At 66.5% G+C, this 20656-nt stretch carries 25 protein-coding genes and 2 pseudogenes; 13 read left to right on the top strand and 14 right to left on the bottom strand.

What is annotated here, in order from left to right:
* The first annotated feature begins 97 nt into the window (after positions 1 to 97).
* Genes sdhC through ACFU5M_RS27005 form a run of 4 tightly spaced genes read left to right on the top strand, consistent with a single transcriptional unit; the run spans position 98 to position 3519 of the window.
* Complete coding sequence (sdhC, locus tag ACFU5M_RS27020; protein WP_083863252.1) at positions 98 to 496, top strand: succinate dehydrogenase, cytochrome b556 subunit; 399 nt, start codon at positions 98 to 100, stop codon at positions 494 to 496.
* Between the two features lie 2 nt (positions 497 to 498).
* The gene (locus ACFU5M_RS27015) at positions 499 to 930 is read left to right on the top strand and encodes a succinate dehydrogenase hydrophobic membrane anchor subunit (RefSeq protein WP_379053668.1); all 432 of its coding nucleotides are present in this window, start codon (positions 499 to 501) and stop codon (positions 928 to 930) included.
* 16 nt (positions 931 to 946) lie between these two features.
* The gene (gene sdhA / locus ACFU5M_RS27010) at positions 947 to 2746 is read left to right on the top strand and encodes a succinate dehydrogenase flavoprotein subunit (RefSeq protein WP_379053666.1); all 1800 of its coding nucleotides are present in this window, start codon (positions 947 to 949) and stop codon (positions 2744 to 2746) included.
* Positions 2746 to 3519 carry a succinate dehydrogenase iron-sulfur subunit gene (locus tag ACFU5M_RS27005; protein ID WP_379053665.1) on the top strand — a complete coding sequence of 258 codons (774 nt, stop codon included), beginning with the start codon at positions 2746 to 2748 and terminating at the stop codon, positions 3517 to 3519. Before sdhA ends, ACFU5M_RS27005 begins: the two co-directional genes overlap by 1 nt.
* A gap of 131 nt (positions 3520 to 3650) precedes the next feature.
* Here ACFU5M_RS27005 and ACFU5M_RS27000 read toward each other — a convergent pair whose 3' ends face one another.
* The gene (locus ACFU5M_RS27000) at positions 3651 to 3818 is read right to left on the bottom strand and encodes a hypothetical protein (protein ID WP_379053664.1); all 168 of its coding nucleotides are present in this window, start codon (positions 3816 to 3818) and stop codon (positions 3651 to 3653) included.
* On the bottom strand, positions 3805 to 4488 hold the full coding sequence (gene radC, locus ACFU5M_RS26995) for a DNA repair protein RadC (RefSeq protein WP_379053663.1): 684 nt from the start codon (positions 4486 to 4488) through the stop codon (positions 3805 to 3807). Before radC ends, ACFU5M_RS27000 begins: the two co-directional genes overlap by 14 nt.
* A 200-nt stretch (positions 4489 to 4688) precedes the next feature.
* On the opposite strand from radC, the gene ACFU5M_RS26990 reads away from it, so the two are divergent.
* Positions 4689 to 4988 carry a DUF6881 domain-containing protein gene (locus ACFU5M_RS26990; RefSeq protein ID WP_379053662.1) on the top strand — a complete coding sequence of 100 codons (300 nt, stop codon included), beginning with the start codon at positions 4689 to 4691 and terminating at the stop codon, positions 4986 to 4988.
* Between the two features lie 21 nt (positions 4989 to 5009).
* On the opposite strand, the gene ACFU5M_RS26985 is transcribed toward ACFU5M_RS26990, so the two are convergent.
* A complete protein-coding gene (locus ACFU5M_RS26985) occupies positions 5010 to 5207 on the bottom strand; it encodes a type II toxin-antitoxin system VapB family antitoxin (RefSeq protein WP_379053661.1) in 198 nt (65 codons plus the stop codon).
* Positions 5208 to 5315: 108 nt separating this feature from the next.
* On the opposite strand from ACFU5M_RS26985, the gene ACFU5M_RS26980 reads away from it, so the two are divergent.
* Together ACFU5M_RS26980 and ACFU5M_RS26975 are read left to right on the top strand one after the other, a co-directional pair.
* Positions 5316 to 5840 carry a DUF4396 domain-containing protein gene (locus ACFU5M_RS26980; protein WP_379053659.1) on the top strand — a complete coding sequence of 175 codons (525 nt, stop codon included), beginning with the start codon at positions 5316 to 5318 and terminating at the stop codon, positions 5838 to 5840.
* A 128-nt stretch (positions 5841 to 5968) separates the two neighbouring features.
* Complete coding sequence (locus ACFU5M_RS26975) at positions 5969 to 6865, top strand: phenylalanine 4-monooxygenase (protein ID WP_379053657.1); 897 nt, start codon at positions 5969 to 5971, stop codon at positions 6863 to 6865.
* Positions 6866 to 6892: 27 nt separating this feature from the next.
* Here the strand turns inward: ACFU5M_RS26975 and ACFU5M_RS26970 are convergent, their stop codons facing one another.
* A complete protein-coding gene (locus ACFU5M_RS26970) occupies positions 6893 to 7504 on the bottom strand; it encodes a TetR family transcriptional regulator (protein WP_379053656.1) in 612 nt (203 codons plus the stop codon).
* Positions 7494 to 9008: an MFS transporter gene (locus ACFU5M_RS26965; protein ID WP_379053655.1), complete on the bottom strand. Its 1515-nt coding sequence runs from the start codon at positions 9006 to 9008 to the stop codon at positions 7494 to 7496. The genes ACFU5M_RS26970 and ACFU5M_RS26965 overlap by 11 nt, the downstream gene beginning before the upstream one ends.
* A 129-nt stretch (positions 9009 to 9137) precedes the next feature.
* On the opposite strand from ACFU5M_RS26965, the gene ACFU5M_RS26960 reads away from it, so the two are divergent.
* Positions 9138 to 10439 carry a D-alanyl-D-alanine carboxypeptidase family protein gene (locus ACFU5M_RS26960; protein WP_379053654.1) on the top strand — a complete coding sequence of 434 codons (1302 nt, stop codon included), beginning with the start codon at positions 9138 to 9140 and terminating at the stop codon, positions 10437 to 10439.
* 18 nt (positions 10440 to 10457) lie between these two features.
* Here the strand turns inward: ACFU5M_RS26960 and yhjD are convergent, their stop codons facing one another.
* The 3 genes from yhjD to ACFU5M_RS26945 form a co-directional block, all read right to left on the bottom strand.
* The gene (gene yhjD, locus ACFU5M_RS26955) at positions 10458 to 11489 is read right to left on the bottom strand and encodes an inner membrane protein YhjD (protein ID WP_379053653.1); all 1032 of its coding nucleotides are present in this window, start codon (positions 11487 to 11489) and stop codon (positions 10458 to 10460) included.
* Positions 11490 to 11556: 67 nt separating this feature from the next.
* Positions 11557 to 12588, bottom strand: coding sequence for a tryptophan--tRNA ligase (gene trpS, locus ACFU5M_RS26950; protein WP_379053652.1), 1032 nt, complete (start codon positions 12586 to 12588; stop codon positions 11557 to 11559).
* Between the two features lie 21 nt (positions 12589 to 12609).
* Positions 12610 to 13542 (bottom strand): oxygenase MpaB family protein, encoded by a 933-nt coding sequence (locus tag ACFU5M_RS26945; protein WP_379053651.1) that lies wholly within the window; start codon positions 13540 to 13542, stop codon positions 12610 to 12612.
* 130 nt (positions 13543 to 13672) lie between these two features.
* On the opposite strand from ACFU5M_RS26945, the gene ACFU5M_RS26940 reads away from it, so the two are divergent.
* Positions 13673 to 14308: a TetR/AcrR family transcriptional regulator gene (locus ACFU5M_RS26940; protein ID WP_379053650.1), complete on the top strand. Its 636-nt coding sequence runs from the start codon at positions 13673 to 13675 to the stop codon at positions 14306 to 14308.
* 11 nt (positions 14309 to 14319) lie between these two features.
* Here the strand turns inward: ACFU5M_RS26940 and ACFU5M_RS26935 are convergent, their stop codons facing one another.
* The 5 genes and pseudogenes from ACFU5M_RS26935 to ACFU5M_RS26915 all read right to left on the bottom strand — a co-directional run bounded on the left by ACFU5M_RS26935 (position 14320) and on the right by ACFU5M_RS26915 (position 16868).
* On the bottom strand, positions 14320 to 14814 hold the full coding sequence (locus tag ACFU5M_RS26935) for a barstar family protein (protein WP_379053649.1): 495 nt from the start codon (positions 14812 to 14814) through the stop codon (positions 14320 to 14322).
* Positions 14814 to 15293, bottom strand: coding sequence for a ribonuclease domain-containing protein (locus ACFU5M_RS26930; RefSeq protein ID WP_379053648.1), 480 nt, complete (start codon positions 15291 to 15293; stop codon positions 14814 to 14816). Before ACFU5M_RS26930 ends, ACFU5M_RS26935 begins: the two co-directional genes overlap by 1 nt.
* Positions 15290 to 15418, bottom strand: a pseudogene (locus ACFU5M_RS26925) (exodeoxyribonuclease III); the annotation flags it as partial. The gene ACFU5M_RS26930 and the pseudogene ACFU5M_RS26925, both read right to left, overlap by 4 nt.
* 305 nt (positions 15419 to 15723) lie before the next feature.
* Positions 15724 to 15933, bottom strand: coding sequence for a hypothetical protein (locus ACFU5M_RS26920; RefSeq protein WP_379053647.1), 210 nt, complete (start codon positions 15931 to 15933; stop codon positions 15724 to 15726).
* Positions 15934 to 16655: 722 nt separating this feature from the next.
* Positions 16656 to 16868, bottom strand: a complete 213-nt coding sequence (locus ACFU5M_RS26915) for a hypothetical protein (RefSeq protein ID WP_379053646.1) — start codon at positions 16866 to 16868, stop codon at positions 16656 to 16658.
* 274 nt (positions 16869 to 17142) lie between these two features.
* On the opposite strand from ACFU5M_RS26915, the gene ACFU5M_RS26910 reads away from it, so the two are divergent.
* From ACFU5M_RS26910 to ACFU5M_RS26900, 3 genes are read left to right on the top strand one after another with little or no spacing between them, the layout of a single operon-like run.
* Positions 17143 to 17424, top strand: coding sequence for a hypothetical protein (locus ACFU5M_RS26910; RefSeq protein WP_379053645.1), 282 nt, complete (start codon positions 17143 to 17145; stop codon positions 17422 to 17424).
* Complete coding sequence (locus ACFU5M_RS26905) at positions 17402 to 17920, top strand: DUF6879 family protein (RefSeq protein WP_379053644.1); 519 nt, start codon at positions 17402 to 17404, stop codon at positions 17918 to 17920. Before ACFU5M_RS26910 ends, ACFU5M_RS26905 begins: the two co-directional genes overlap by 23 nt.
* Positions 17917 to 18759, top strand: coding sequence for a helix-turn-helix domain-containing protein (locus ACFU5M_RS26900; RefSeq protein WP_379053642.1), 843 nt, complete (start codon positions 17917 to 17919; stop codon positions 18757 to 18759). The genes ACFU5M_RS26905 and ACFU5M_RS26900 overlap by 4 nt, the downstream gene beginning before the upstream one ends.
* 53 nt (positions 18760 to 18812) lie before the next feature.
* On the opposite strand, the pseudogene ACFU5M_RS26895 reads toward ACFU5M_RS26900, so the two are convergent.
* Positions 18813 to 19598 (bottom strand): annotated as a pseudogene (locus ACFU5M_RS26895) (exodeoxyribonuclease III); the annotation flags it as partial.
* A 53-nt stretch (positions 19599 to 19651) separates the two neighbouring features.
* Between ACFU5M_RS26895 and ACFU5M_RS26890 the strand changes: the two are divergent.
* Positions 19652 to 20533 (top strand): alpha/beta fold hydrolase, encoded by an 882-nt coding sequence (locus ACFU5M_RS26890; RefSeq protein WP_379053641.1) that lies wholly within the window; start codon positions 19652 to 19654, stop codon positions 20531 to 20533.
* The last annotated feature ends 123 nt before the right edge of the window (positions 20534 to 20656 follow it).

The following is a 20656-nucleotide window of genomic DNA, read 5'->3' as shown; positions in this document are numbered from 1 at the left end:
ACGGGCCGGAGTACAGCCACCTGGGCATTCGCCCCCAACGCCGTCGGCGTCGGACCTGCAACCGGGTCCATCAACGACGTTGGAGGCACCGCACTCTATGACCACGATTGAAGCTCCGGCCCAGCCGAAGCGGAAGACGCTGTACCGAGGCGACCCCGGAATGTGGTCGTGGGCGCTGCACCGGATCACCGGCGTCACCATCTTCTTCTTCCTCTTCGTCCACGTGCTGGACACCGCCCTGGTGCGCGTGAGCCCGGACACCTACAACGAGGCGATCGAGACCTACAAGACGCCCATCGTGGCGTTGATGGAGATGGGCCTTGTCGTCGTCGTCCTGTTCCACGCGCTCAACGGCGTCCGCGTGATCCTGGTGGACTTCTGGTCCAAGGGCCCGAAGTACCAGCGCCTGATGCTCTGGATCATTCTCGCGATCTGGTTCCTGCTGGCCGTTCCCGCGATCGGGCGCCAGTTCTTCTACCTGTTCACGGAGCACTGACAATGAGCGCACCTGTCATCGGTAAGTCCTACGACCGTCCGGCCAGCCTGGACCTGCCACGCTCGCCGCGCGCGCGCTCGAACAACAACTTCGAGAAGTACGCCTGGCTGTTCATGCGCTTCTCCGGCCTGCTGCTGATCGTGCTGGTGCTCGGCCACATGACGATCATGCTGCTGCTCGACGGCGGCGTGAAGCGGCTCAACTTCGCCTTCGTCGCCGGTCGCTGGTCCAGCCCGTTCTGGCAGTTCTGGGACCTGACCATGCTGTGGCTGGCACAGTTGCACGGCGGCAACGGCCTGCGCACCGTCATCGACGACTACTCCCGCAAGGACTCGACCCGGTTCTGGCTGAAGACCCTGCTGGCCATCTCGATGATCCTGGTCATGGGCGTGGGCACCTACGTCATCTTCACCTTCGACCCCAACATCAGTTAGGAACAGGCCCCCTCGCATGAGTGAGCGCAGCGAACGAATCATCGGGACTGGTGGATCTCGTCCTGTCCAGGAGCACCGCTACGACGTCGTCATCGTCGGCGCGGGTGGCGCGGGCATGCGCGCCGCGATCGAGGCCGGCCCGCGTGCTCGGACGGCGGTGCTGACCAAGCTGTACCCGACCCGCAGCCACACCGGCGCGGCCCAGGGCGGCATGTGCGCCGCGCTGGCCAACGTCGAAGAGGACAACTGGGAATGGCACACCTTCGACACCGTCAAGGGTGGTGACTACCTGGTCGACCAAGACGCCGCCGAGATCATGGCCAAAGAGGCCATCGACGCGGTGCTCGACCTGGAGAAGATGGGCCTGCCGTTCAACCGGACGCCCGAGGGCAAGATCGACCAGCGGCGCTTCGGCGGGCACACCCGCGACCACGGCAAGGCCCCGGTCCGCCGCGCGTGCTACGCCGCCGACCGCACCGGTCACATGATCCTGCAGACGCTCTACCAGAACTGCGTCAAGCACGACGTCGAGTTCTTCAACGAGTTCTACGTGCTGGACCTGGTGCTCACCGAAAGCGATCGCGGCCCGGTCGCGACCGGTGTGGTCGCCTACGAGCTGGCCACCGGCGAACTGCACGTCTTCCACGCCAAGTCGATCGTGTTCGCCACCGGCGGCTCGGGCCGGATGTACAAGACCACCTCGAACGCGCACACCCTGACCGGCGACGGCATGGCGATCGTGTTCCGCAAGGGCCTGCCGCTGGAGGACATGGAGTTCCACCAGTTCCACCCGACGGGCCTGGCCGGGCTCGGCATCCTGATCTCCGAGGCCGTCCGCGGCGAGGGCGGCATCCTGCGCAACGCCGACGGCGAGCGGTTCATGGAGCGCTACGCCCCCACCATCAAGGACCTCGCGCCGCGTGACATCGTCGCCCGCTCGATGGTGCTGGAGGTGCTGGAGGGCCGCGGCGCGGGACCGAACAAGGACTACGTCTACATCGACGTGACCCACCTCGGCGAGGACGTGCTCGAGGAGAAGCTGCCCGACATCACCGAGTTCTCCCGCACCTACCTGGGTGTGGACCCGGTGAAGGAACTGGTGCCGGTGTTCCCGACCTGTCACTACGTGATGGGCGGTATCCCCACCCGGATCCGCGGCGAGGTGCTGCGCAACAACAGCGACGTCGTCCCCGGCCTCTACGCCGCGGGTGAGTGCGCGTGCGTCTCGGTGCACGGCGCCAACCGGCTCGGCACCAACTCGCTGCTGGACATCAACGTGTTCGGCCGTCGCGCCGGCCTCGCCGCCGCGGAGTACGCGCAGCGCAGCGAGTTCGTCGAGTTGCCGGAGAACCCGGCGCAGATGGTGCAGGACTGGCTGGCCCAGCTGCTGAGCGAGCACGGCGACGAGCGGGTGGCCGACATCCGCACCGAGCTGCAGCGTTCGATGGACAACAACGCCTCGGTGTTCCGCACCGAGGACACGCTCAAGCAGGCGCTCACCGACATCCACGCGCTCAAGGAGCGCTACGCGCGGATCACCGTGCAGGACAAGGGCAAGCGCTACAACAGCGACCTGCTCGAGGCCGTCGAGCTCGGCTTCTTGCTCGAGCTGGCCGAGGTCACCGTGGTCGGTGCGCTCAACCGCAAGGAATCGCGCGGTGGCCACGCTCGCGAGGACTACCCGGACCGCGACGACGTGAACTTCATGCGTCACACGATGGCCTACAAGGAGGGCTCGGATCTCCTGTCGGACATCCGTCTGGACTTCAAGCCGGTGGTGCAGACCCGTTACGAGCCGATGGAGCGTAAGTACTGATGACTGCTGTTGCCGAAGCACCTTCTTCGCAGACGCCCGCTCCGGTCCCCGAGGGCTCGGTCATGATCACCGTCAAGGTGGCCCGGTTCAACCCGGAGGACGACAAGGGCGCGCACTGGGAGTCCTTCCAGGTGCCGGTCCTGTCGACCGACCGCTTCCTGAACGTGCTGATCTACATCAAGTCCTACCTGGACGGCACGCTCACCTTCCGCCGTTCCTGCGCGCACGGCGTCTGCGGTTCGGATGCCATGCGGATCAACGGCGTCAACCGGCTGGCCTGCAAGGTGCTGATGAAGGACATGCTGCCCAAGGGCGGCAAGTCGATCACCGTCACCGTCGAGCCGATCCGCGGCCTGCCCGTGGAGAAGGACCTCGTGGTGAACATGGAGCCGTTCTTCGACGCGTTCCGCGCCGTGAAGCCCTACCTGATCACCACGGGTAACGAGCCCACCCGCGAGCGCATCCAGAGCCAGGCCGACCGCGCCCGGTTCGACGACACCACCAAGTGCATCCTGTGCGCCTGCTGCACCACCTCCTGCCCCGTGTACTGGAGCGACGGCAGCTACTTCGGCCCGGCCGCGATCGTGAACGCCCACCGCTTCATCTTCGACAGCCGTGACGAAGCCGCTCGCGAACGCCTCGACATCCTCAACGACGTCGAAGGCGTCTGGCGCTGCCGCACCACCTTCAACTGCACCGACGCCTGCCCCCGCGGCATCGAGGTCACCAAGGCGATCCAAGAAGTCAAGCGGGCTTTGCTGTTCACCCGCTGATTTCTCGGCCCAGCCGAAAATCGAAGGCCGCCTACCTCATCCGAGGAAGGCGGCCTTCGCCATTTCCGGTACAGCCGTTCTCGCGATGGCCAGGCGTATCGTGCGGCCGTACCTGCCAGTCATCGGGGTACTCACGGAGCGATGACGATCATCTCCGCGACCGCCTGCTCGAAATTCGCACCATCGGCAACGAGCGGAAGCCCTTTCGCGAAGAGCGACCATCCACCGTTTTCGGCAACCGCCCTTACGCGGAGCGCACTCGAATCGAAATGCATCAGCGAGAACTCACTTTTCAGCAACCCTTCGCCCCGAGGCGCTGGCCCATTTCTCCCCGGCGATCACCACGTGGTCCAGGAAGCGGAGGCCTACCGTATGGGCGGCGTCGGTGAGGATGGTGGTGGTGCGGCGGTCGTCGGGGCTGGGGGTTGGGTCGCCGGAGGGGTGGTTGTGCACGATGGCGAAGGCTCGGCCGTCGTGGCGGAGGACGGTGTTGAGGATTTCCCGGACCGGGGCGGCGACTTGGTCGACGGCGCCCTCGGCCACGAAGACCTTCTGGCGCAGGCGATTCTGGGCGTCGCACACGAGTACGAGCAGGCGCTCGACCCGGCAGCCCGCGAAGTGGGGGCGGGCGGCGGCGGCCACATCGGCGGGGCTGGTCAGCTGGATGGATGTGTCCGGTCTACCGCGTGCTCGCGCCCCGAGGTGGAAGGCGGCGATGATCGCGGCGGCCTTCGCGACGCCGATGCCCGCTCGGCGGGACAACTCCTCCGGACGCGCCGACGCCAATCCGGCGAGCCCGCCGTGTTCGACCAGCAATTCCACTGCCAGATCCAGCGCGCTCGCACCGCGCCGGCCCTGCCGTAGCAGCAACGCGAGCAACTCCGCGTCGCTCAGCGCGTGCGGCCCGAGCGCCAGCAACCGCTCGCGTGGCCGCTGCTCCACCGGCACGTCGATCAGAGAGACCGCCATGACTCCCACCCCTCGGTCACGCCAACAGTGCCCGGGATTCTGCCAGGGGCCACCGACAGTTCGCGCAGGACTCGACCGCAGCCCGCTTCCAGCCAACCGCCCCGGCAACTCGGCAGCGGGACGCCGCGCCGCGACACCCATATGCTGGTCATGTGCGGTTCGGTAGCCGAGTCGGTCGCGAACTGGGGAGCTGATGGGCGATGTGGTACCTGAAGGCGCAATGGCACCACGACTTCGACGACGAGCCGGTGGAGCTGTTCAGCGAGATCGGCGACGACGGTTTCGAGGTGCGCAAGGTGGAGGTCTTCCGCGACGGGCACGCGGACTGGGCCGATTCGGGTAGGGGCACCGGCTCGACCGAAATAGGGCAGATTCCGGTGCCGACGCCGGAGGAGCTGAATGCCGAGACCGAGTTCACCGCACTTCAGATCGACGCCAGGGAGTTCGAGGACGTCTGGCTGCGTGCTCTCGACGAGCAACGGCCGGCCCCTCCCGGCTAGCCCGTCGAGGGCGCAGGCCGCCTAGCGGTCCGCCACCGCGATTTCCGGTAGCCCGACGAACACCTTCGCCGCGAGCCTTTCCAGATTGTGCAGCTGACGCTCGTGCACGACGATCCGGCGCAAGGCCTCGTTGATGGTGGCGTCGCTGGTCGACGTGCCCATGATGGCGGCGGCCGCGGCGAGCAAGTCCTGGTCGAGATCGATCCGCACGGATTTCATGCGCCCTCCTTCGTACATTCGCCATCTTGCGGCATGGCGCGGGCTCATGTCCGGCAAATCACGAACTCGGCCTTGCGTCTATACCCTACGGGGGTATAGTTTCCGGATATGGAACACAGGCACCACGCATCCGGCGAGCACATCGCGCAGACGACGAAGCATGCCGGACCGCACACCGCGCATCACTCCCCCGCTACCTGGCGGATGGCGGCCATGGCCACGCTGCACTGCCTCACCGGCTGCGCCATCGGCGAGATCCTCGGCATGGTGATCGGCACCGCACTGGGCTGGAACAACGCCTCGACGATGGTGCTGGCCATCGCGCTGGCGTTCGTGTTCGGTTACGCGTTCACCATGCGTGGCGTGCTGCGGGCGGGTCTGCCGTTGGCGGCCGCCGTCGGCACCGCGCTGGCTGCCGACACGGTGTCCATCACGGTCATGGAGATCGTGGACAACGCCGTGATCCTGGCGGTCCCGGGCGCGATGGACGCCCACCTGGACACGGTGCTGTTCTGGGCCACGCTCGCCTTCGCCTTCGCCGTGGCATTCGTGGTGACCACGCCGGTCAACAAGTGGCTGATCGGACGTGGCAAAGGCCACGCGGTGGTGCATTCGTTGCACGGCGCGCACTGATCAGAACGTCGCCCGACCCGCGCTTTCTACTCCACGGATCGCCTGACGAAAGCCCGTTCAGCTAGGCAGATTGTCCAGCTGAACGGGCTTTTGTTGTCGGCGGGCCCCGGCGGTGCTTGCATCGAGATATGTTCAGCGAGGCGCAGCTGTACTCGCCGGTGACCCGCACCGGCGACGGTGACGTGACCGTGCACCTGAGCGACGAGCACCCCGGCGTGCACGATCCGGTATACCGAGCCCGTCGCAACGCCATCGCCGCGCTGGCGCTGGACTACGCACCGGGCAAGCCGCTTCCCCATATCGCCTACACCGACGAGGAGCAGCAGGTGTGGCGGATCGTTTCGGCCGAACTCGCCCGGAGACATCGCCGCTATGCCAGCGCGGAGGTGCTCGCGGCCGCCGAGGCGCTGTCGCTGCCCACCGATCACATCCCGCAACTGGACGAGGTCTCCGCGGCGCTCGCACCGCTGACCGGATTCCGCTACGCGCCGGCCGCGGGCCTGGTGCCGCTGCGCGAGTTCTTCGGCTCCTTCGCCGATCGGATCTTCCACTCCACGCAGTACATCCGGCATCACTCCGCGCCGCTGTACACCCCCGAACCGGACGCGATCCACGAGATCATCGGACACGCCAGCCAGATCGCCAGCCCGCGCTTCGCGGCGATCTACGCGACGGTCGGCGCGGCGGTCACGCGGCTGAGCACCGAGCGCGCACTGAAATTCTTGGCCGACGTCTTCTGGTTCTCGATGGAATTCGGCGTCGTCCGGGAACGCGGTGAGATCCGCTGCTATGGCGCGGGCCTGCTGTCGTCCTACGGCGAGATCGAGGAGTTCCGGCACGCCGAGCTGCGCCCGCTCGACATCGCCCAGATGGGTACCGCGACCTACGACATCACCCACTACCAGCCGATTCTCTACTGCGCGGACTCGATCGCCGAGATCGAGGACGTGATCGGCGGCTTCTTCGCGACCATGGACGACGACTCCCCGGATCGGTTCCGGCAAGCCAGCACCGCCGGGGCATAGGCGGCGAACGGTAGCCCGCACGAACCCTTAGGACTCCCGCTGCGGCGTGAGCGGCATACCCGCGTCCAGAAAATCCATCGTGCGCGCGATGTTGTCCATATTCATCGGCGCCATCGCCATTACCGCCAGTCCAGCGCCCGTCATCGCGCCCGCCGCCACCCGCACCTCGAAGTCGTCGGGCGAGCGGCCGATGTGATCGGCCAGCAATCCCGCCAGCAGATCGATGCTGCGCATCATCTCCAAGCCGATCGCGGAGCGCAGCTCCGGGACGTGGAACAGCAGCGCCTGGCGCTCCTGCTCGAACGCCAATTCGGCGGCGGGCAGGTTGGCGAAGACCTCGCGCGTCGCCTCGCGGAAGGCGACCATCGGGCGGACGTCGCGCGGCTGACGACGCAATGCCTCGATGATCACCGGATCGAGATCGTCGGCGAGCACCAGCTGTTCCTTGGACGGGAAGTAGCGGAAGAAAGTGCTCGGCGAGACATCGGCGGCCGCGGCGATCTGCTCGACGGTCGTCTCGTTGTAACCCTGCTCGCGGAACAGCCGGAAAGCCTCGAGGCGAATCGTCCGGCGGGTCCGTTCCTTCTTCCGCTCGCGCAAACCTCGCGCTGTCCCGTTCGCGGGTAGCTCAACCGACATGGATCGATTCTGCCGCACCCGGCTCGCGCGCCCGGTCGGGTTGGCGCGGGCGGACGAACGCCGCCGTGAGCACGGCCGCCAGCAGGCACAGCGCGGCGCAGGCCCAGAGCATCGCGCTCATGCCGCCGAGGAAGGCGACCTGCACCTGATGCAGCATCGACTGATCACCCAGGTGGCGCGCCGTGGCGACACCCGCGTTGACGCCGTCATCGATCGGTTCGCGGTTCAGCGCGCCGAGTTCGGACCGATACCGGGTGGACAGCACGGTACCCAGCACCGCGACGCCGATGGTGCCGCCCGCCTGCCGCAGCGCCTGCAACAGCGCGGAACCGGAGCCGGACCGCTCCGCGTCCAGTTCACCCATCGCCATGCCCATCGCGGCGGGCATGACCAGGCCCATCCCCGCGCCCAACAGCGTCAACCACAACGCGCTGAAGCCGTAACCGCTGTCCACGGTGGTGAGTGCGCCCAATACCAGGGAACCGGCCAAGACGGTGAATCCGGCGGTGATCACGACGCGAAGACCCTGTTTCGGCAGCACCTTGTCGACCAGCCTGCTGCCGACGAGCAACCCGCCGATCAACGGAAGCAACCGCAGGCCGCTGCCGAGCGCGTCCACGCCGAGCACCGCCTGGAAATACTGCGGAACGGTGAAGAACATGCCGAACATGGCGAAGTTCACCACAATGGAAAATCCGGTGCCCCAGCGGAATCCGTCGGCGGCGAACAGGCCGAGGTCGACCAGTGGCCGCGTGGTCCTACGCTGCCAGGCGAGGAACGCGCCGAACAGGAACACACCCGCCGCGACGAGAGCCCAGGCCGGGCCGTCGCCCCAGCCTTTCTCCCCGATCCGGATGAAGCCATACGTCAGTCCGAGCATGCCCGCGGCCGACAGCACGACTCCGGGCAGATCGAGCCGGAAGCGTCGCGCGCTGCGCGATTCCGGGACCAGCGCGGCGACGGCGAGCGCGCCGATCACGACCATCGGGACGTTGATCAGGAACACCGAACCCCACCAGAAGTTGCGCAGCAACCAACCGCCCACGATCGGACCGAGCGGAAGACCGATCGCGGTCGAGGTGATCCAGATCGTGAGCGCCCGCTGAAGATCGGCCGGCTGGGGGAATAGCGCGGGCAGCACCGACATCGACAGCGGCATCATCGCCGCCGCCGCGACCCCGAGTACGACGCGCGCCGCGATGAGCTCGCCGGGCGAGGTCGCCACGGCGCAGGCGACGGACGCGACACCGAACAGCACCAAGGCTGCCAGCAGGAACTTCTTGCGGCCGTAGCGGTCGCCGAGCGCGCCCGCGGGCAGCATCACAGCGGCCAGCGCCAGCGTGTAGGCGCTGCTGAACCATTGCAGCGCAGCGGTATTCGCGTTCAGGTCGACCGCGAGCGTGGGCAGCGCGACGGTCAGCACGGTGACATCGAGCCCGATGGTCAGCATCGCCACGGCCAGCGCGCCGAGGGCGAGCCAGCGGCGGGTCGAGTCGTTATTCATAACCCCTCCGGAAATGGTAGATACAACTTTTTGATAGTAACTCTCATTTGATAGATGCTGTCAATACCGTGGATGGGTGGGATGAGTGTGTGCGGCCGATCACCGGTCCGCTCGCTAGGCTCATCGGCGATGAAGATCACTCGCCGTGCTTTGCTCTCCGTGGGCGCCGTGCTGGCCGTCGCCGCGATCGGAGCGACGGCCGCGCCGTCCCTCGCCGAGCCCAGCACCACGACGCCGTTCACCACCCCGAACACCGACGGTTGCCCGCAGAAGACGTTGCCGCCCGCGCCGATCGACGCCTCCGAGGTGCCCGCACCCGGACAGTCGACTCCCGCACCGTTGCCGATCCCTTCCCCGCCGATCGGCGGGTCCCGCCTCGGCGAGTGCGGGGTCGTGCTTCCCAAGGCCGCACCCCCGGCCCCGCAGGAGATTTCGGCGACGGCTTGGTTGGTAGCGGATCTGGACACCGGCGAAGTACTGGCGGCGAAGGACCCGCACGGGCGCTACCGGCCCGCCAGCACGATCAAAGTGCTGCTTGCCACGCTGGCGCTGCGCACGCTGAGTTTGGACAAGGTGGTGGTCGGCACGCAGGCCGACGCGAATGTCGACGGCACCCGGGTGGGCATCGGCCCCGGTGGCCGTTATACGAACCGGCAGCTCATGCAGGCACTCATCATGGCCTCGGGAAACGACGCCGCGCATGCCATCGCCGCGCAGCTGGGCGGCGACGCCGCGACCGTCGCGAAGATGAACGACCTGGCGAAATCGTTGCGCGCCATGGACACTCGTACGGCCACACCCTCCGGACTGGACGGTCCCGGGATGAGTACTTCGGCCTACGATCTCGCCGTGCTGTTCCGCGAGGCCATGACCATCCCATTGTTCGCCGAGCTGATCCACACCGAGCAGGCCGACTTCCCGGGCTACCCGGCCGACCCTGCGATTCCCGGTGACACCGACCGCCCCGGCTACCCCATCGGCAACGACAACCAGTTGCTCTACAACTACGACGGCGCTCTCGGCGGCAAGACCGGCTTCACCGACGACGCACGTCAAACCTTCGTCGCCGCCGCCCAGCGAGACGGCCGCAGGCTGGCGGTAACCCTGCTCATGGCCGATGTGCGGCCGATCCGACCCTGGGAACAGGCAGCCCGCCTGCTCGACTACGGTTTCGCGTTGCCCCGCAGCTCCTCGATCGGCAACCTGCCCGGAGCGGTGGTAGCCCAGCGCGACCAGAGTGCGGTCACGCTGGCCGCGCCGCCCACGGCGGGAAGCGATCGGGCGACACCTTCGATGCCGGGCAGCGACCCGTCCGCCATGGCCCCCGCCGAAGATCGCCGCACCGGCGCCAGAACCATGCTGATCATCGGCGGTGTCCTGCTGGTCGCCGCGCTGCTGCTGGGCGCACGGCGGGCCAACCGACGACGCTGATCGAACCGGCGCACAGATTCAACGACGGCCGGGCAACTTACGGAAGCCGGAAACAGCGAGCGCCGCAAGCGCGCCCGCGCCGAAGTAAGCGGCGCCCACGCCCACCGATATGTCGCGTGCGCTGACCCGCGGCGCGATCACGGCCGGTCCGGGTGCGGCGATCTCGGCCTCCGGCTCGTTCTCCGTGGCGGTCGCGGCCCAGGCGGTGGCGAACAGGACGATGCGATAAGTGACATAACTGAACACCATCAGGCCGATGATCGAGCCGAAGGTGGCGCCGGCGGGGCTGCTCAGCACCGATCGCAGGTAGATCGACGCCACGATCTTGAACACCTCGAATACCACCGCGGCCAGGGCAGCCGCCTTGACGGCGCTGGCGAGCGTCACCGGTTCCCGCGGCAGCCTCGCGATGACCCACGCGAACACCGCCCACGAAGCGAGGAACCCGAGCAAGGTCGACAACAGCCACAGCAGCACACCTGCCCCGGGCGCTTCGCCGAGGCCGACGCTCTCGAGCAGCCGCCTGCCGAGGGTGCTCGAGGCCACCGCCGACAACCCCAGCGACACGGCGAAGGCGAGACCGAGACCGACCAGCGCCCCGAGATCGGAGAGCTTGGTCATCAGCCAATTGTCGTCCGGAGACTTCTGCTCCCACTGTTCGGTGAGCGCCGCCCGCAGGTTGGCCATCCAGCCCAACCCGCTGTAGACGCCGGTGACCAGCCCCAGGACACCGACCGTGCCCCGCGACTCGACCGCCTGATCGACCAGGTCGTTCAACTGGGTGCCGAACGAGCCCGGAATGTTCTCGACGATCTTGGCCTGCAACTCCTCGAGCAGATCCGGATTGCTGGACAAGACCACGCCCGCGACCGCGAAAGCGATCATCAGCAGCGGGAACAGCGACAGCACAGTGAAGTACGTGATGCCCGCCGCGTAGTAGTCACCCCTTTGCCGCTGATAGCGCCCCGCCGTGCGGACCAGATGGTCCAACCACGGCTGCGCCTTGACCCGGCGTTCGATCCCGGACTTGACGTTATCGATCAGCTGCACCATTCGCCCCTTCGACCAAGAGACCTCGCACGACGCCTGACGGGGCGCGCGAAGGTGAAGTAGCCGTTCAGCGACTCAGCAAACCGACCCGCTCGTAGACCTGCGCGAGAGTGTTGCCCGCGATCTCTCGCGCGCGCTCGGCTCCAGCGGCGAGTATGCGGTCGAGTTCACCTTGATCCGACATGTACTCTTGCACCTTCGCGCGCAACGGCGTGACGAATTCGACCAGCGCGTCGGCCACGTCGGCTTTCAGCTCGCCGTAACCCTTGCCCTCGAAATCCTTTTCCAAGGTGACGATCGGCGCACCGGTCAGCGAACTCAGGATCACCAGCAGGTTGCTGACGCCCGGTTTGCGTTCCGGGTCGTAGCGGATCTCGCGTTCGGTGTCGGTGACCGCGGACTTCACCTTCTTCGCGGTGACCTTCGGGTCGTCGAGCAGGTTGATCAAGCCCGCGTCGGTGGAGGCGGACTTGCTCATCTTGGCAGTGGGGTCCTGCAGGTCGTAGATCTTCGCCGTGCCCTTGACGATGTGCGCCTCCGGCACCACGAACGTCTTCTTGAATCGAGTGTTGAAGCGCTGGGCCAGGTTCCGGGTCAGCTCCAAGTGCTGGCGCTGATCTTCGCCTACGGGCACCTGATGGGCGCGGTAGAGCAGGATGTCCGCGGCCATCAGCACCGGATAGGTGAACAGGCCGACGGTCGCGTTCTCCGCGCCCTGCTTCACCGACTTGTCCTTGAACTGGGTCATCCGGCTCGCTTCACCGAAACCGGTGATACCGCTGAGCACCCAGGCCAGCTCGGCGTGCTCGGGCACCTGGCTCTGCACGAACAGGGTCGACTTCTTCGGGTCGATGCCGAGTGCGAGCAGCTGGGCGGCGGCGGCCTTGGTGCGCGCCTTCAGCTCCTTGGGGTCCTGCGGCACCGTGATCGCGTGCATGTTCGGGATGAAATACAACGCGTCGTAGTCGTCCTGCATGGTCACCCAGTACTGCAGCGCGCCAAGGTAGTTGCCGAGATGAAACGAGGAGCTGGTCGGCTGGATCCCGGACAGAACCCGCTGCTTGCGTTCGGCGGCCGGGGTGGGCGCAGGACTCGACATACCTCGATCTTCCCATGCCGCTCAAGCGGAATTTCGCTGCACCCAGTTGCGCGGGTCCACCCCGGGCATGCTCGGCCGTCCGCCGCTGACCAGTTCGTGTTCGCGCTCGGAAAGCTGTTTGTAGACCGGCGCGCTCGGCCCGGCGAGCGTGCCGCGCAGCACCGGCGGCACCAGCGGAACCGACACGTGCGCGGAGCGGACCGCCCTGGACAACCCCTGGTAGGCGATCTGCTCGGCCACACCCCAGCGCATCCCGTACATCCGGCGGATCCGTGGCGGCAGGCTGCCCTGCACCAGCAGATAGAACGCGGAGGTGACCTGCTGCAACGGCACCCCCTGCGAATAGGGGACGCGTTGCCCGGCCAAGTAGGAGCCGACCAGCCGCGCCTCGTCGGTGAGGAACAGCTCGTCGGAGGCCAGGTAGCCGTCGAAGAACGCGCGGAACTCGCGGTAGTTGCCCGGTGCCGCGTCGGCGGGCATGCCGAACAGCTCGCCCCAGCGCACGTAGTCCTGGTAGAGCCCCTCGCGCTCACCCTCGGTCATCGTGCGCACCAGCAGGTCGTACATCACCTCGGCCGAGTCGAAGGTGAAGGCCATTGTCATGAACATCAGGTGCGGATCGAGCGCGGAGTACCCGGTGCCCGCGGGGTGCTGGGCTCCGGCCTCCTCCGGTAGCACGCCACGCACCCTGACGTGCCGTTTCCTGGTGAACGCCAGCGCGCGGTCGGCTTCGGACCTGCTGCCGAGGAAGACCGCCTCGAACAGGCGGCCGGTCAGCGCGAGCCGGGTGTAGGGCGTCATCCGATGCTCGGTGTTCTCCGCGGTGCCCACGTAGAGCAGCGGGTGCACCGCACCGATCACCAGAGCGCGCAAGCCGTAGGTCAGACCCACCGCGCGCTTGCTCATCACCCGCCGGACCATCGAGTGGTCGCTGAAATAGCCGGGCTCGGACATCGTTGCCTCCTCGTCGAGTGCATCTGGCAATAGCATCTCCCAGAATCCGCGTTTCTGGCAATACTCTCTGCCAGATTGTTGTTATCGGCAGGCGCGGCGTGGGATCCATCGCACCTGCAAGAATCGAAGGGTGACGGCGCAACGGACATACGGGGGCATCTCCGCGGAGGAGCGCCGGGCGCAGCGGCGTGAGGCGTTGCTGGAGGCCGCGCTGGAGATCATCGGCACGGAGGGACTGGGGAAGCTGACCGTGTCGGGGCTGTGCGCTCGGGCCGGTCTCAACGAGCGGTACTACTACGAGAACTTCGACAGCCGCGACGCCGTGCTCACCGCGCTGATCGACGGGATCGCCGAGGAACTCGCGGCGGCCATCCTCGCCGCGGTGCGCACCGCCGCGCCGGACACGCGCGCGACCGCGCACGCCGCGATCACCGCGGGCGTGCACCTGCTCACCGACGACCCGCGTAAGGCGAAAGCAGCGCTGATCGCGGGCATGGCGACGCCGGAGCTGCGCGCCCGCACCACCGAGACCGTGCGCGCGTTCGGGCGGATGGTGGCCTCGGAGGGCAGCGACTTCTACCGGATGTCCGACTCGGCCCCGGCCTCGGCGATCGACTTCCGCGCCCTGTACTTAGTCGGCGGGCTGGTGCAGACGCTGACCGCCTGGCTACAAGGCGATCTGAACCTCACGCGCGACGAATTGATCGAGCACACGGTCGACGTGTTCGTTCTGCTCGGCGAGGATCTCGCGGAGAAACTGCGGTAACGGCCCCGGGCTCACAGGCGCAGGGACACGTCCTCGAGGTCGGGCGCGTCGCCTTGCAGGACGACCCGGAAGAGCACGTCCCGCCGCGACCAGTAGGCCGCGCAGTCGCGCATGGCCTCGGCGAACCAGTCGCGCTCGATCGGCTCGTCGGCGAGCAATCCGGCCGAGTCGCGCACCACCGCGACGTATCCGGCCCCTTCGCCGAGGAAGTCGTCCAGGTCACGCAGGCACTCGTCGAACGCGTCTTTGTTCTCCCCGAAGTAGTACGGGAATTGGAACGCGGCGGCGAACTCGTCGAAGAGCCGGGCGGTGGTAGGCATCTTCGCGCCGCGCAACTCACGCACCAGGTAGCCGGAGGGCGCCTTGTCCCGCACGCCGCTGAACTCGGCGGCGTCGACGGCGAGGGCGCCGAAGGTGACGCGCGGCGGGGCGAGTTGCGCGCGGGGCGGCGCGTCGTCCGCGTCGGAACGGGCAAGGAACTGCGACAGCGTGACCGTCTTTGTCATCAGCGCATCCTCGTGAAGGTCTTGTAGTGGTCACCGGTGTACCAGGCCGAGCCGTCGCTGCCGGTGACGATGCGTTCGGCGTCGCGGGATCGGCCGGACTGCTTGGGATTGACGTCCCATTCCTGATAGGTGATCGGCTTGCCGGAACCGTCCGCGGCGGGCAGGTCGCCGCCGCGGTTCTGCCATCGCTCGCCCCCTTTGGTGCCCGGCGCGTTCGCCGAGCCCGGCCACCGGCCAGCGTCGATCTCCCGCAGCGTGACGTACGCGCGCTCGGGCACGCCGGATGCCTGGGTGACCGGTGACGCGCTGTCACCGCGTGGCGCGGTGACCGTACTCGCCGCCGCGGTGGTCGCGCGACTCGCGGACGTGGACGTAGTGGCATCGCCCCCGTCGTACAGTGCGAGCACCGCGGCGAGCAGCACCAGCGCGACCGCGCCCAGGACGCCGAGACCACGCTTGATCAATGGCGACCGGTTCATCGGTACTGCACCGTAACGGGGGCGTGGTCGGACCAGCGCTGGTCGTAGGCCGCGGCGCGCTCCGCAACCGCGTCTTTGGCGCGGGCGGCCAGATCGCCCAGGGCCGGCTGGTAGGCGATGCGCCATCGGATCGACTCAGTTCTACAAACCCTAGAATCACCCCCGAACGGGGAAGGAACCGGAATGCACACCCCGTTACGCGCCTTGCTAGTGGCGCGGCTATCCGTCATGACTGACGAATCTACGTCACCTGCCCGGCAGCTGGAGCACGGACGCAACACCGCGCGAGCTCACGGATGGACTGAAGCCGGGATGGCGCTGACCTTGATGTGTTTGCTACCAAGCTTACGAGCGCGCTCTTAGTCAGGCCGTGTACCGGTGCCCCCAGAGTCCGATCTGGAGGCTCCGTCGTCTCGATTTCCCTCCGGGCTCACTTGTCCGGCGTGTACTCGGCGTACCGCCCCGACGACTTAGGGAAGGTAGCTGCGGCCAACTCCCGTGCAGCTTGAATCAGTGCGGCTATGGCCCGGTGCTCCGGACCGAGGTACCGGCCCGCTTCCTCTGTGATCTGTTGGAGCTGGTCTCGCAGCCGCACCGAGGTTTCCTTGTCGATTGCGCCGGAGGGTTTCGTGGTAGACATACCGCTCCTTTGATCAGGGCCGGTTAGGGCACTTGGAGGCCGGTACCTCCACCGTGCCGGATGCGTTGTTGTAGGTGAACTGGCGCCCCTGAATCTTGCCGCGTATACCGACGCTGACGCGCCACTTCCCGGCGTAGCACGCGGCCGACACCGTGTAGGGGTGTCCACCGCCCCGGTACGGCGGCGGGATGCTGGAATCGGTTCGGGTAGAGACAACCTCCCACCGGCCGCCCTCCTCGTGCCGCAACGCCAAGACGACTGTGTGTTCGTCCGGCGGGACATCACATGCGGCAATACCGTCCCCGGTGATCTGGGGCGGTAGCACTGTCGGCACCGCGTGCGTGAATTCGAAATCGCAACTGCGAGCAGCGTGGGCCGTGCCGGTAGCCGCTGGACTAATGCCGATCAGCACGGCCACAGAGATAAGCCCAATCATGGTTTTCAACGGTTATCCCCCGATTTCGATGCCAGTCCGGACTTAACTCGCTCTAGAAGATCGGGCGTCGGCGGTTCCCACTCGTCAAAGTTGGAGAGAAGAAACAGTCCCAATCTCGTGCCGGGATTACGTTCCGGAAGATCCTCGCCAGTCATCTACATACCGCCCTGCTGACGCGTATCTTCGCGTTCGATCCGTTCCCGCCTCTCTTTCGGTATCCGCTGAGGCCAGAACACCACCGCGAAGAACGCGACCAGCGGGACAGCGAACGCTACGAACAACCCCATCACGCGGGCTCCGTCTCGTCGTCTACCGAACCGAGTCGTTCCACTTCACCAGGGCCGAACGCCTGAGCGTCGTTACACGACTGCTGGGGGTGGTGGAACTCGATATATACGCCCGGCTCTCCGTCGTCGGTGTCATCCCACCGTTCGAACACGCCACCAGGGAACGGGTAAAGCTCTGTGCGCCTGCGTTGTCGATCTCCGTCTGCGGTCATTTCAACCCCTCTGATAGGCCAGTGGTAGGCACCCCGTGACCGGTTCGCGGCACATGTCACGGGGGCCAGCTCAGAAGCTACGAAGCGGCTGCTGCCAGGTCTACGAACTTGGCAAAACTTGGCAAACTTCGCCTAGCCAGCTGTAGAGAGCGTCATTCTGCGGGACAATTGGGGCGGTACACGCCAAGGTGTGCCAAGTCGCTAGACAGGAGTTGAAGCGATGAACCTAAGGTTCCTCGGTAAAGGCGGATCAGACTCTGGAGGGTGCCCAAGCTTGTATGCCACCGACCAGGGCAGTTACATAGTCCAGGGGTGGGAATCAACCCAACCGGGAACGGTGGAGATTCCGCACCTTCTGACCGGCTTCGTCGAGCCGGATACGTTCATCGGCTCCACTATGACCGACACCGGCCGGGGTACCTTCACCGTATCCGGTCGGCCGATCACCGAGCCGGATGTGTTGGGCATGTTGACCTTGGCAGAGGACGAAACCGCTATCGAGGTCCCGAAGCTAGGAAGGACGTTCTACGGCAATGCTGCTGCGGCCCAACGATGAACCGGACCTGTGGCCGAATCTGTTTCGTGAGCTGAAACGGGATGCGTTCCATCTCGAAGTGCGGGACGAATACCACGTAACCGACGAGGACACCCGGAAACGTGCGTTCCTCGCTGGCGAACCAGCCCCGTACACCCGGACGCCGTGGCAGGACCTCATGCTGGAAACCACCAGCCGGGGCGTATCGGTGACCCGTGTTCGGGTGGTCACCGAACCACTGTCGGACTATCAGCGATGGTTGTTGTCGGTCACCGGGTACAACGTGGAAGTCGGTGACGACATCCGTTATGTAACAAGGCATCTTGCGGGTACGGTGCCACCAGACGACTGGTGGTTGATGGATGGCGAGAGGGTTGTCTACAACCTCACCGATCCGGCCGGGGCACCGGCCGGTCTAGCAGTGACCACAGACCCCGGCATCGTGGCGTACTGCCAAGAGGTACGGGGGCGGCTCTGGAAGCTGGCTGTCCCTTATGCGGAGTACGTCAAGCGGTGACTAACTCCGTTCATGAAGCGCGACAAGCCCTTGGGGCAACTCTCCGGGGGCTTCGTCGTGATGCCGGGCTGTCCGGCCGTCAGCTTGCCTCCCTCGCGGGTTGGCATGAGTCGGTGGTGTCGAAGATCGAAACCGGGGACCGTAGCCCCACGGAGGCGCATCTAAGGGCTTACTGCCGTCATACCGGCAACGACGCTCAGTTACCCGACCTGATCGCTACTCTGCGGAACGTGCAAGCTGCCTACCTGGAGTGGCGGAAAGTGCTCGGCACCGGCACGAAGCGGCGACAGAACCAGGTGGTGAAGCTTTCCGAAGAGTCCAAGCTCATGCGGATTTTTCAGCCGAACATCATCCCCGGAATCCTCCAGACTGCCGAGTACGCCGCAGCTGTTCTGCGCCGGTATATCGACTTTTACCGTGTGCCAGATGATTTGGATGAAGGCGTAGCAAAACGGATCGAACGGCAACAACTTCTATACAAAGGCGATCACCGGTTTCACATCCTGGTAGCGGAACAAGCTCTACACACCACGGTTGGCACGAATGCTGTGATGATCGGTCAGCTTGACCGACTGCTAGCCGTGATCGGCTTACCTAGGGTCTTACTAGGCGTTGTCCCGGCTGAGGCTGAGTTGCCGATGCAGATAACCAACTTCGTGCTGTTCGATGAGCGGCTAGTGCTTGTAGAAGCGGTGACAGCAGAGCTGACCGTGACCCAACCCCGCGAGATTGCTTTGTACGGCAGGTTGTTCGCTGAGCTCGCCGGTCAGTCCGTGACCGGCGACGCTGCACGGGAGCTGATCCGCAAGGCGCTGGATGCCCGTACGCCCCGACCGTGACCGTGACCGTGTAAGGCGTATTCCCTGGTCAGCGGATCGCACACCTTCTCCGCAAACTCCACCGTGACCGGAGCATGGTCAGACCAACGCTCGGCGTATGTCGCTGCACGCTCCACCCGTGCCGACACAGCGCGGGATGCGACACCCTCTCTTGCGTAAACCGCGTCGATGCGCCAACCGCTGTCGTTGTCGAAGGCGCGGCCCCGGTAGGACCACCAGCTGTACGGGCCGTCGACCCCGGGATGCAGGTGGCGCACCACGTCGACGTAGCCCGCGGCCAGCAGCTCATCGATCCACGCCCGCTCCTGCGGCAGGAAGCCGGCCGATTTCAGGTTGCCTTTCCAGTTCTTCAAGTCCCGCTCGGTGTGCGCGATGTTCCAGTCCCCGGCGACCACGAAGTCCCCGGTTCGCGCGGTGAGATAGGCGCCGAGTTCGGCCATGAAGCGGTACTTCTCGTCTTGGCGCACCGTGCCCGCGTCGCCGGAGTGCACGTAGACGCTGGCCACGGTGACGTCATCGAAGTCGGCCTCGAGATAGCGACCCGCGGCCGCGAACTCACTGCTGCCGAAGCCCACTCGCACGGCACTGGGCGGCCGCCGGGACAGAATGCCGACTCCGGCGCGGCCCTTCGACTCCGGCTCGGCGTGCGACAGATGCCATCCCGCGTCGAGCGCGGACGCCAACGCGGCCCGGACCTGCTCGTCAGTGGCGCGGGTCTCCTGCACGCACACGACGTCGGCTTCGGTGGCCGCGAGCCAGGCCAGCAACCCCTTGCCCGCGGCGGCGCGGACACCGTTCACGTTCACTGTCGAGATATACGGCACCTCACGACCGTACAATGCTGGTCAGATGAAGTCCCCCGGACACTGCCGTCCAGGAAGGGGTGAAGACGATGTCGTCCGACACCTCCCAGTCCTCCGCCGCCGCGCGCGGCTCCACCCGGCCGAAACAGCCCCAGCCGATCAAGGCACTGCATGTGGGTTCCGGTGACCCCTTGCTGTTGCTGCACGGATTCATGATGTCGCCGCACTGCTGGGAGCAGACCGCCGCGCGGCTCTCGACGCACTGCGAGGTGTTCGCGCCCGCGTTCGCGGGTCACTGGGGCGGTGCGCCCACCGAGGGCCCGTCGGTGAACGTGTCGACGCTCGCCGACCGGATCTGCGAGCAGCTCGACGAACTGGGCTGGCGCACTTGTCATATCGCGGGAAACTCGCTCGGCGGACTGGTCGGCGTCGAACTCGCCCGCCGTGGACGCGCCCGCACCTTGACGCTCATCGCGCCCGCGGGCGGCTGGCACGCGCCCTCGCTGACCCAGTGGCGGATCAACCTGAAATTCCTCTCGCTGGTGCCGATCGTCCAGATCGGCAAGCGCCTGGGCGGATTCGCGATCGGCAACCCCCTCGCCCAGCGGATCGCGCTGCTCGCGCTGAGCAAGCAGGCCTCCGCGGTCTCCCGCCGCGACGCCGCCGCCGCCCTCGCCGCCGCACTGCACTGCCCGGCGATGGTGCCGATGATCCTCGGCGCGATGCGAGCGCCGGCCCAGGAGGACCTGTCCACCCTGCGGACGCCGGTCCGGCTGCTGCTCGCGGAGTACGACCGGGTCATCCCCAACCGCGTCTACGCACGCCGCTACCTGAAAGAACTGCCCGAATCCGCCGACCGCATCCTGGTCAACGGCGTCGGCCACGTGCCGATGCTGGAAGCGCCCGACCGCATCGCCACCCTTATCGCCGAGCACGTGTACGCCAGCCGCACGCGGTTGCGCGCTGTGTAGTTTTGCCAGCGCCTGCGGCGCTGGGTGTGCGCGGCCCCTTTGTGGCTCGCGTCCGAGCGACCGCCGCTTGCTCCTTCGTCGCCCTGTCTCTTATACACAAATACGAGCCCACGAGACACAGAT

Origin of the sequence: Nocardia sp. NPDC057455 (genome assembly GCF_042802775.1) — a bacterium.
Taxonomy (GTDB): domain Bacteria; phylum Actinomycetota; class Actinomycetes; order Mycobacteriales; family Mycobacteriaceae; genus Nocardia.
This window is presented reverse-complemented; position numbering and strand designations above follow the sequence as displayed.

Bases quoted from the DNA above. Each gene is read 5' to 3' on its own strand.
- ACFU5M_RS26905 (WP_379053644.1), top strand. From the start codon at position 17,402: ATGCTGCTGCGGCCCAACGATGAACCGGACCTGTGGCCGAATCTGTTT.
- sdhA (WP_379053666.1), top strand. From the start codon at position 947: ATGAGTGAGCGCAGCGAACGAATCATCGGGACTGGTGGATCTCGTCCT.
- ACFU5M_RS26970 (WP_379053656.1), bottom strand. From the start codon at position 7,504: ATGTCGGTTGAGCTACCCGCGAACGGGACAGCGCGAGGTTTGCGCGAG.
- ACFU5M_RS26980 (WP_379053659.1), top strand. From the start codon at position 5,316: ATGGAACACAGGCACCACGCATCCGGCGAGCACATCGCGCAGACGACG.
- ACFU5M_RS26920 (WP_379053647.1), bottom strand. From the start codon at position 15,933: ATGTCTACCACGAAACCCTCCGGCGCAATCGACAAGGAAACCTCGGTG.
- sdhC (WP_083863252.1), top strand. From the start codon at position 98: ATGACCACGATTGAAGCTCCGGCCCAGCCGAAGCGGAAGACGCTGTAC.
- ACFU5M_RS26965 (WP_379053655.1), bottom strand. From the start codon at position 9,008: ATGAATAACGACTCGACCCGCCGCTGGCTCGCCCTCGGCGCGCTGGCC.
- ACFU5M_RS26890 (WP_379053641.1), top strand. From the start codon at position 19,652: ATGTCGTCCGACACCTCCCAGTCCTCCGCCGCCGCGCGCGGCTCCACC.
- ACFU5M_RS26930 (WP_379053648.1), bottom strand. From the start codon at position 15,293: ATGAACCGGTCGCCATTGATCAAGCGTGGTCTCGGCGTCCTGGGCGCG.
- trpS (WP_379053652.1), bottom strand. From the start codon at position 12,588: ATGTCGAGTCCTGCGCCCACCCCGGCCGCCGAACGCAAGCAGCGGGTT.
- ACFU5M_RS26945 (WP_379053651.1), bottom strand. From the start codon at position 13,542: ATGTCCGAGCCCGGCTATTTCAGCGACCACTCGATGGTCCGGCGGGTG.
- ACFU5M_RS27005 (WP_379053665.1), top strand. From the start codon at position 2,746: ATGACTGCTGTTGCCGAAGCACCTTCTTCGCAGACGCCCGCTCCGGTC.
- ACFU5M_RS27015 (WP_379053668.1), top strand. From the start codon at position 499: ATGAGCGCACCTGTCATCGGTAAGTCCTACGACCGTCCGGCCAGCCTG.
- ACFU5M_RS26990 (WP_379053662.1), top strand. From the start codon at position 4,689: ATGTGGTACCTGAAGGCGCAATGGCACCACGACTTCGACGACGAGCCG.
- ACFU5M_RS26935 (WP_379053649.1), bottom strand. From the start codon at position 14,814: ATGACAAAGACGGTCACGCTGTCGCAGTTCCTTGCCCGTTCCGACGCG.
- ACFU5M_RS26960 (WP_379053654.1), top strand. From the start codon at position 9,138: ATGAAGATCACTCGCCGTGCTTTGCTCTCCGTGGGCGCCGTGCTGGCC.
- ACFU5M_RS26975 (WP_379053657.1), top strand. From the start codon at position 5,969: ATGTTCAGCGAGGCGCAGCTGTACTCGCCGGTGACCCGCACCGGCGAC.
- radC (WP_379053663.1), bottom strand. From the start codon at position 4,488: ATGGCGGTCTCTCTGATCGACGTGCCGGTGGAGCAGCGGCCACGCGAG.
- ACFU5M_RS26985 (WP_379053661.1), bottom strand. From the start codon at position 5,207: ATGAAATCCGTGCGGATCGATCTCGACCAGGACTTGCTCGCCGCGGCC.
- ACFU5M_RS26915 (WP_379053646.1), bottom strand. From the start codon at position 16,868: ATGACCGCAGACGGAGATCGACAACGCAGGCGCACAGAGCTTTACCCG.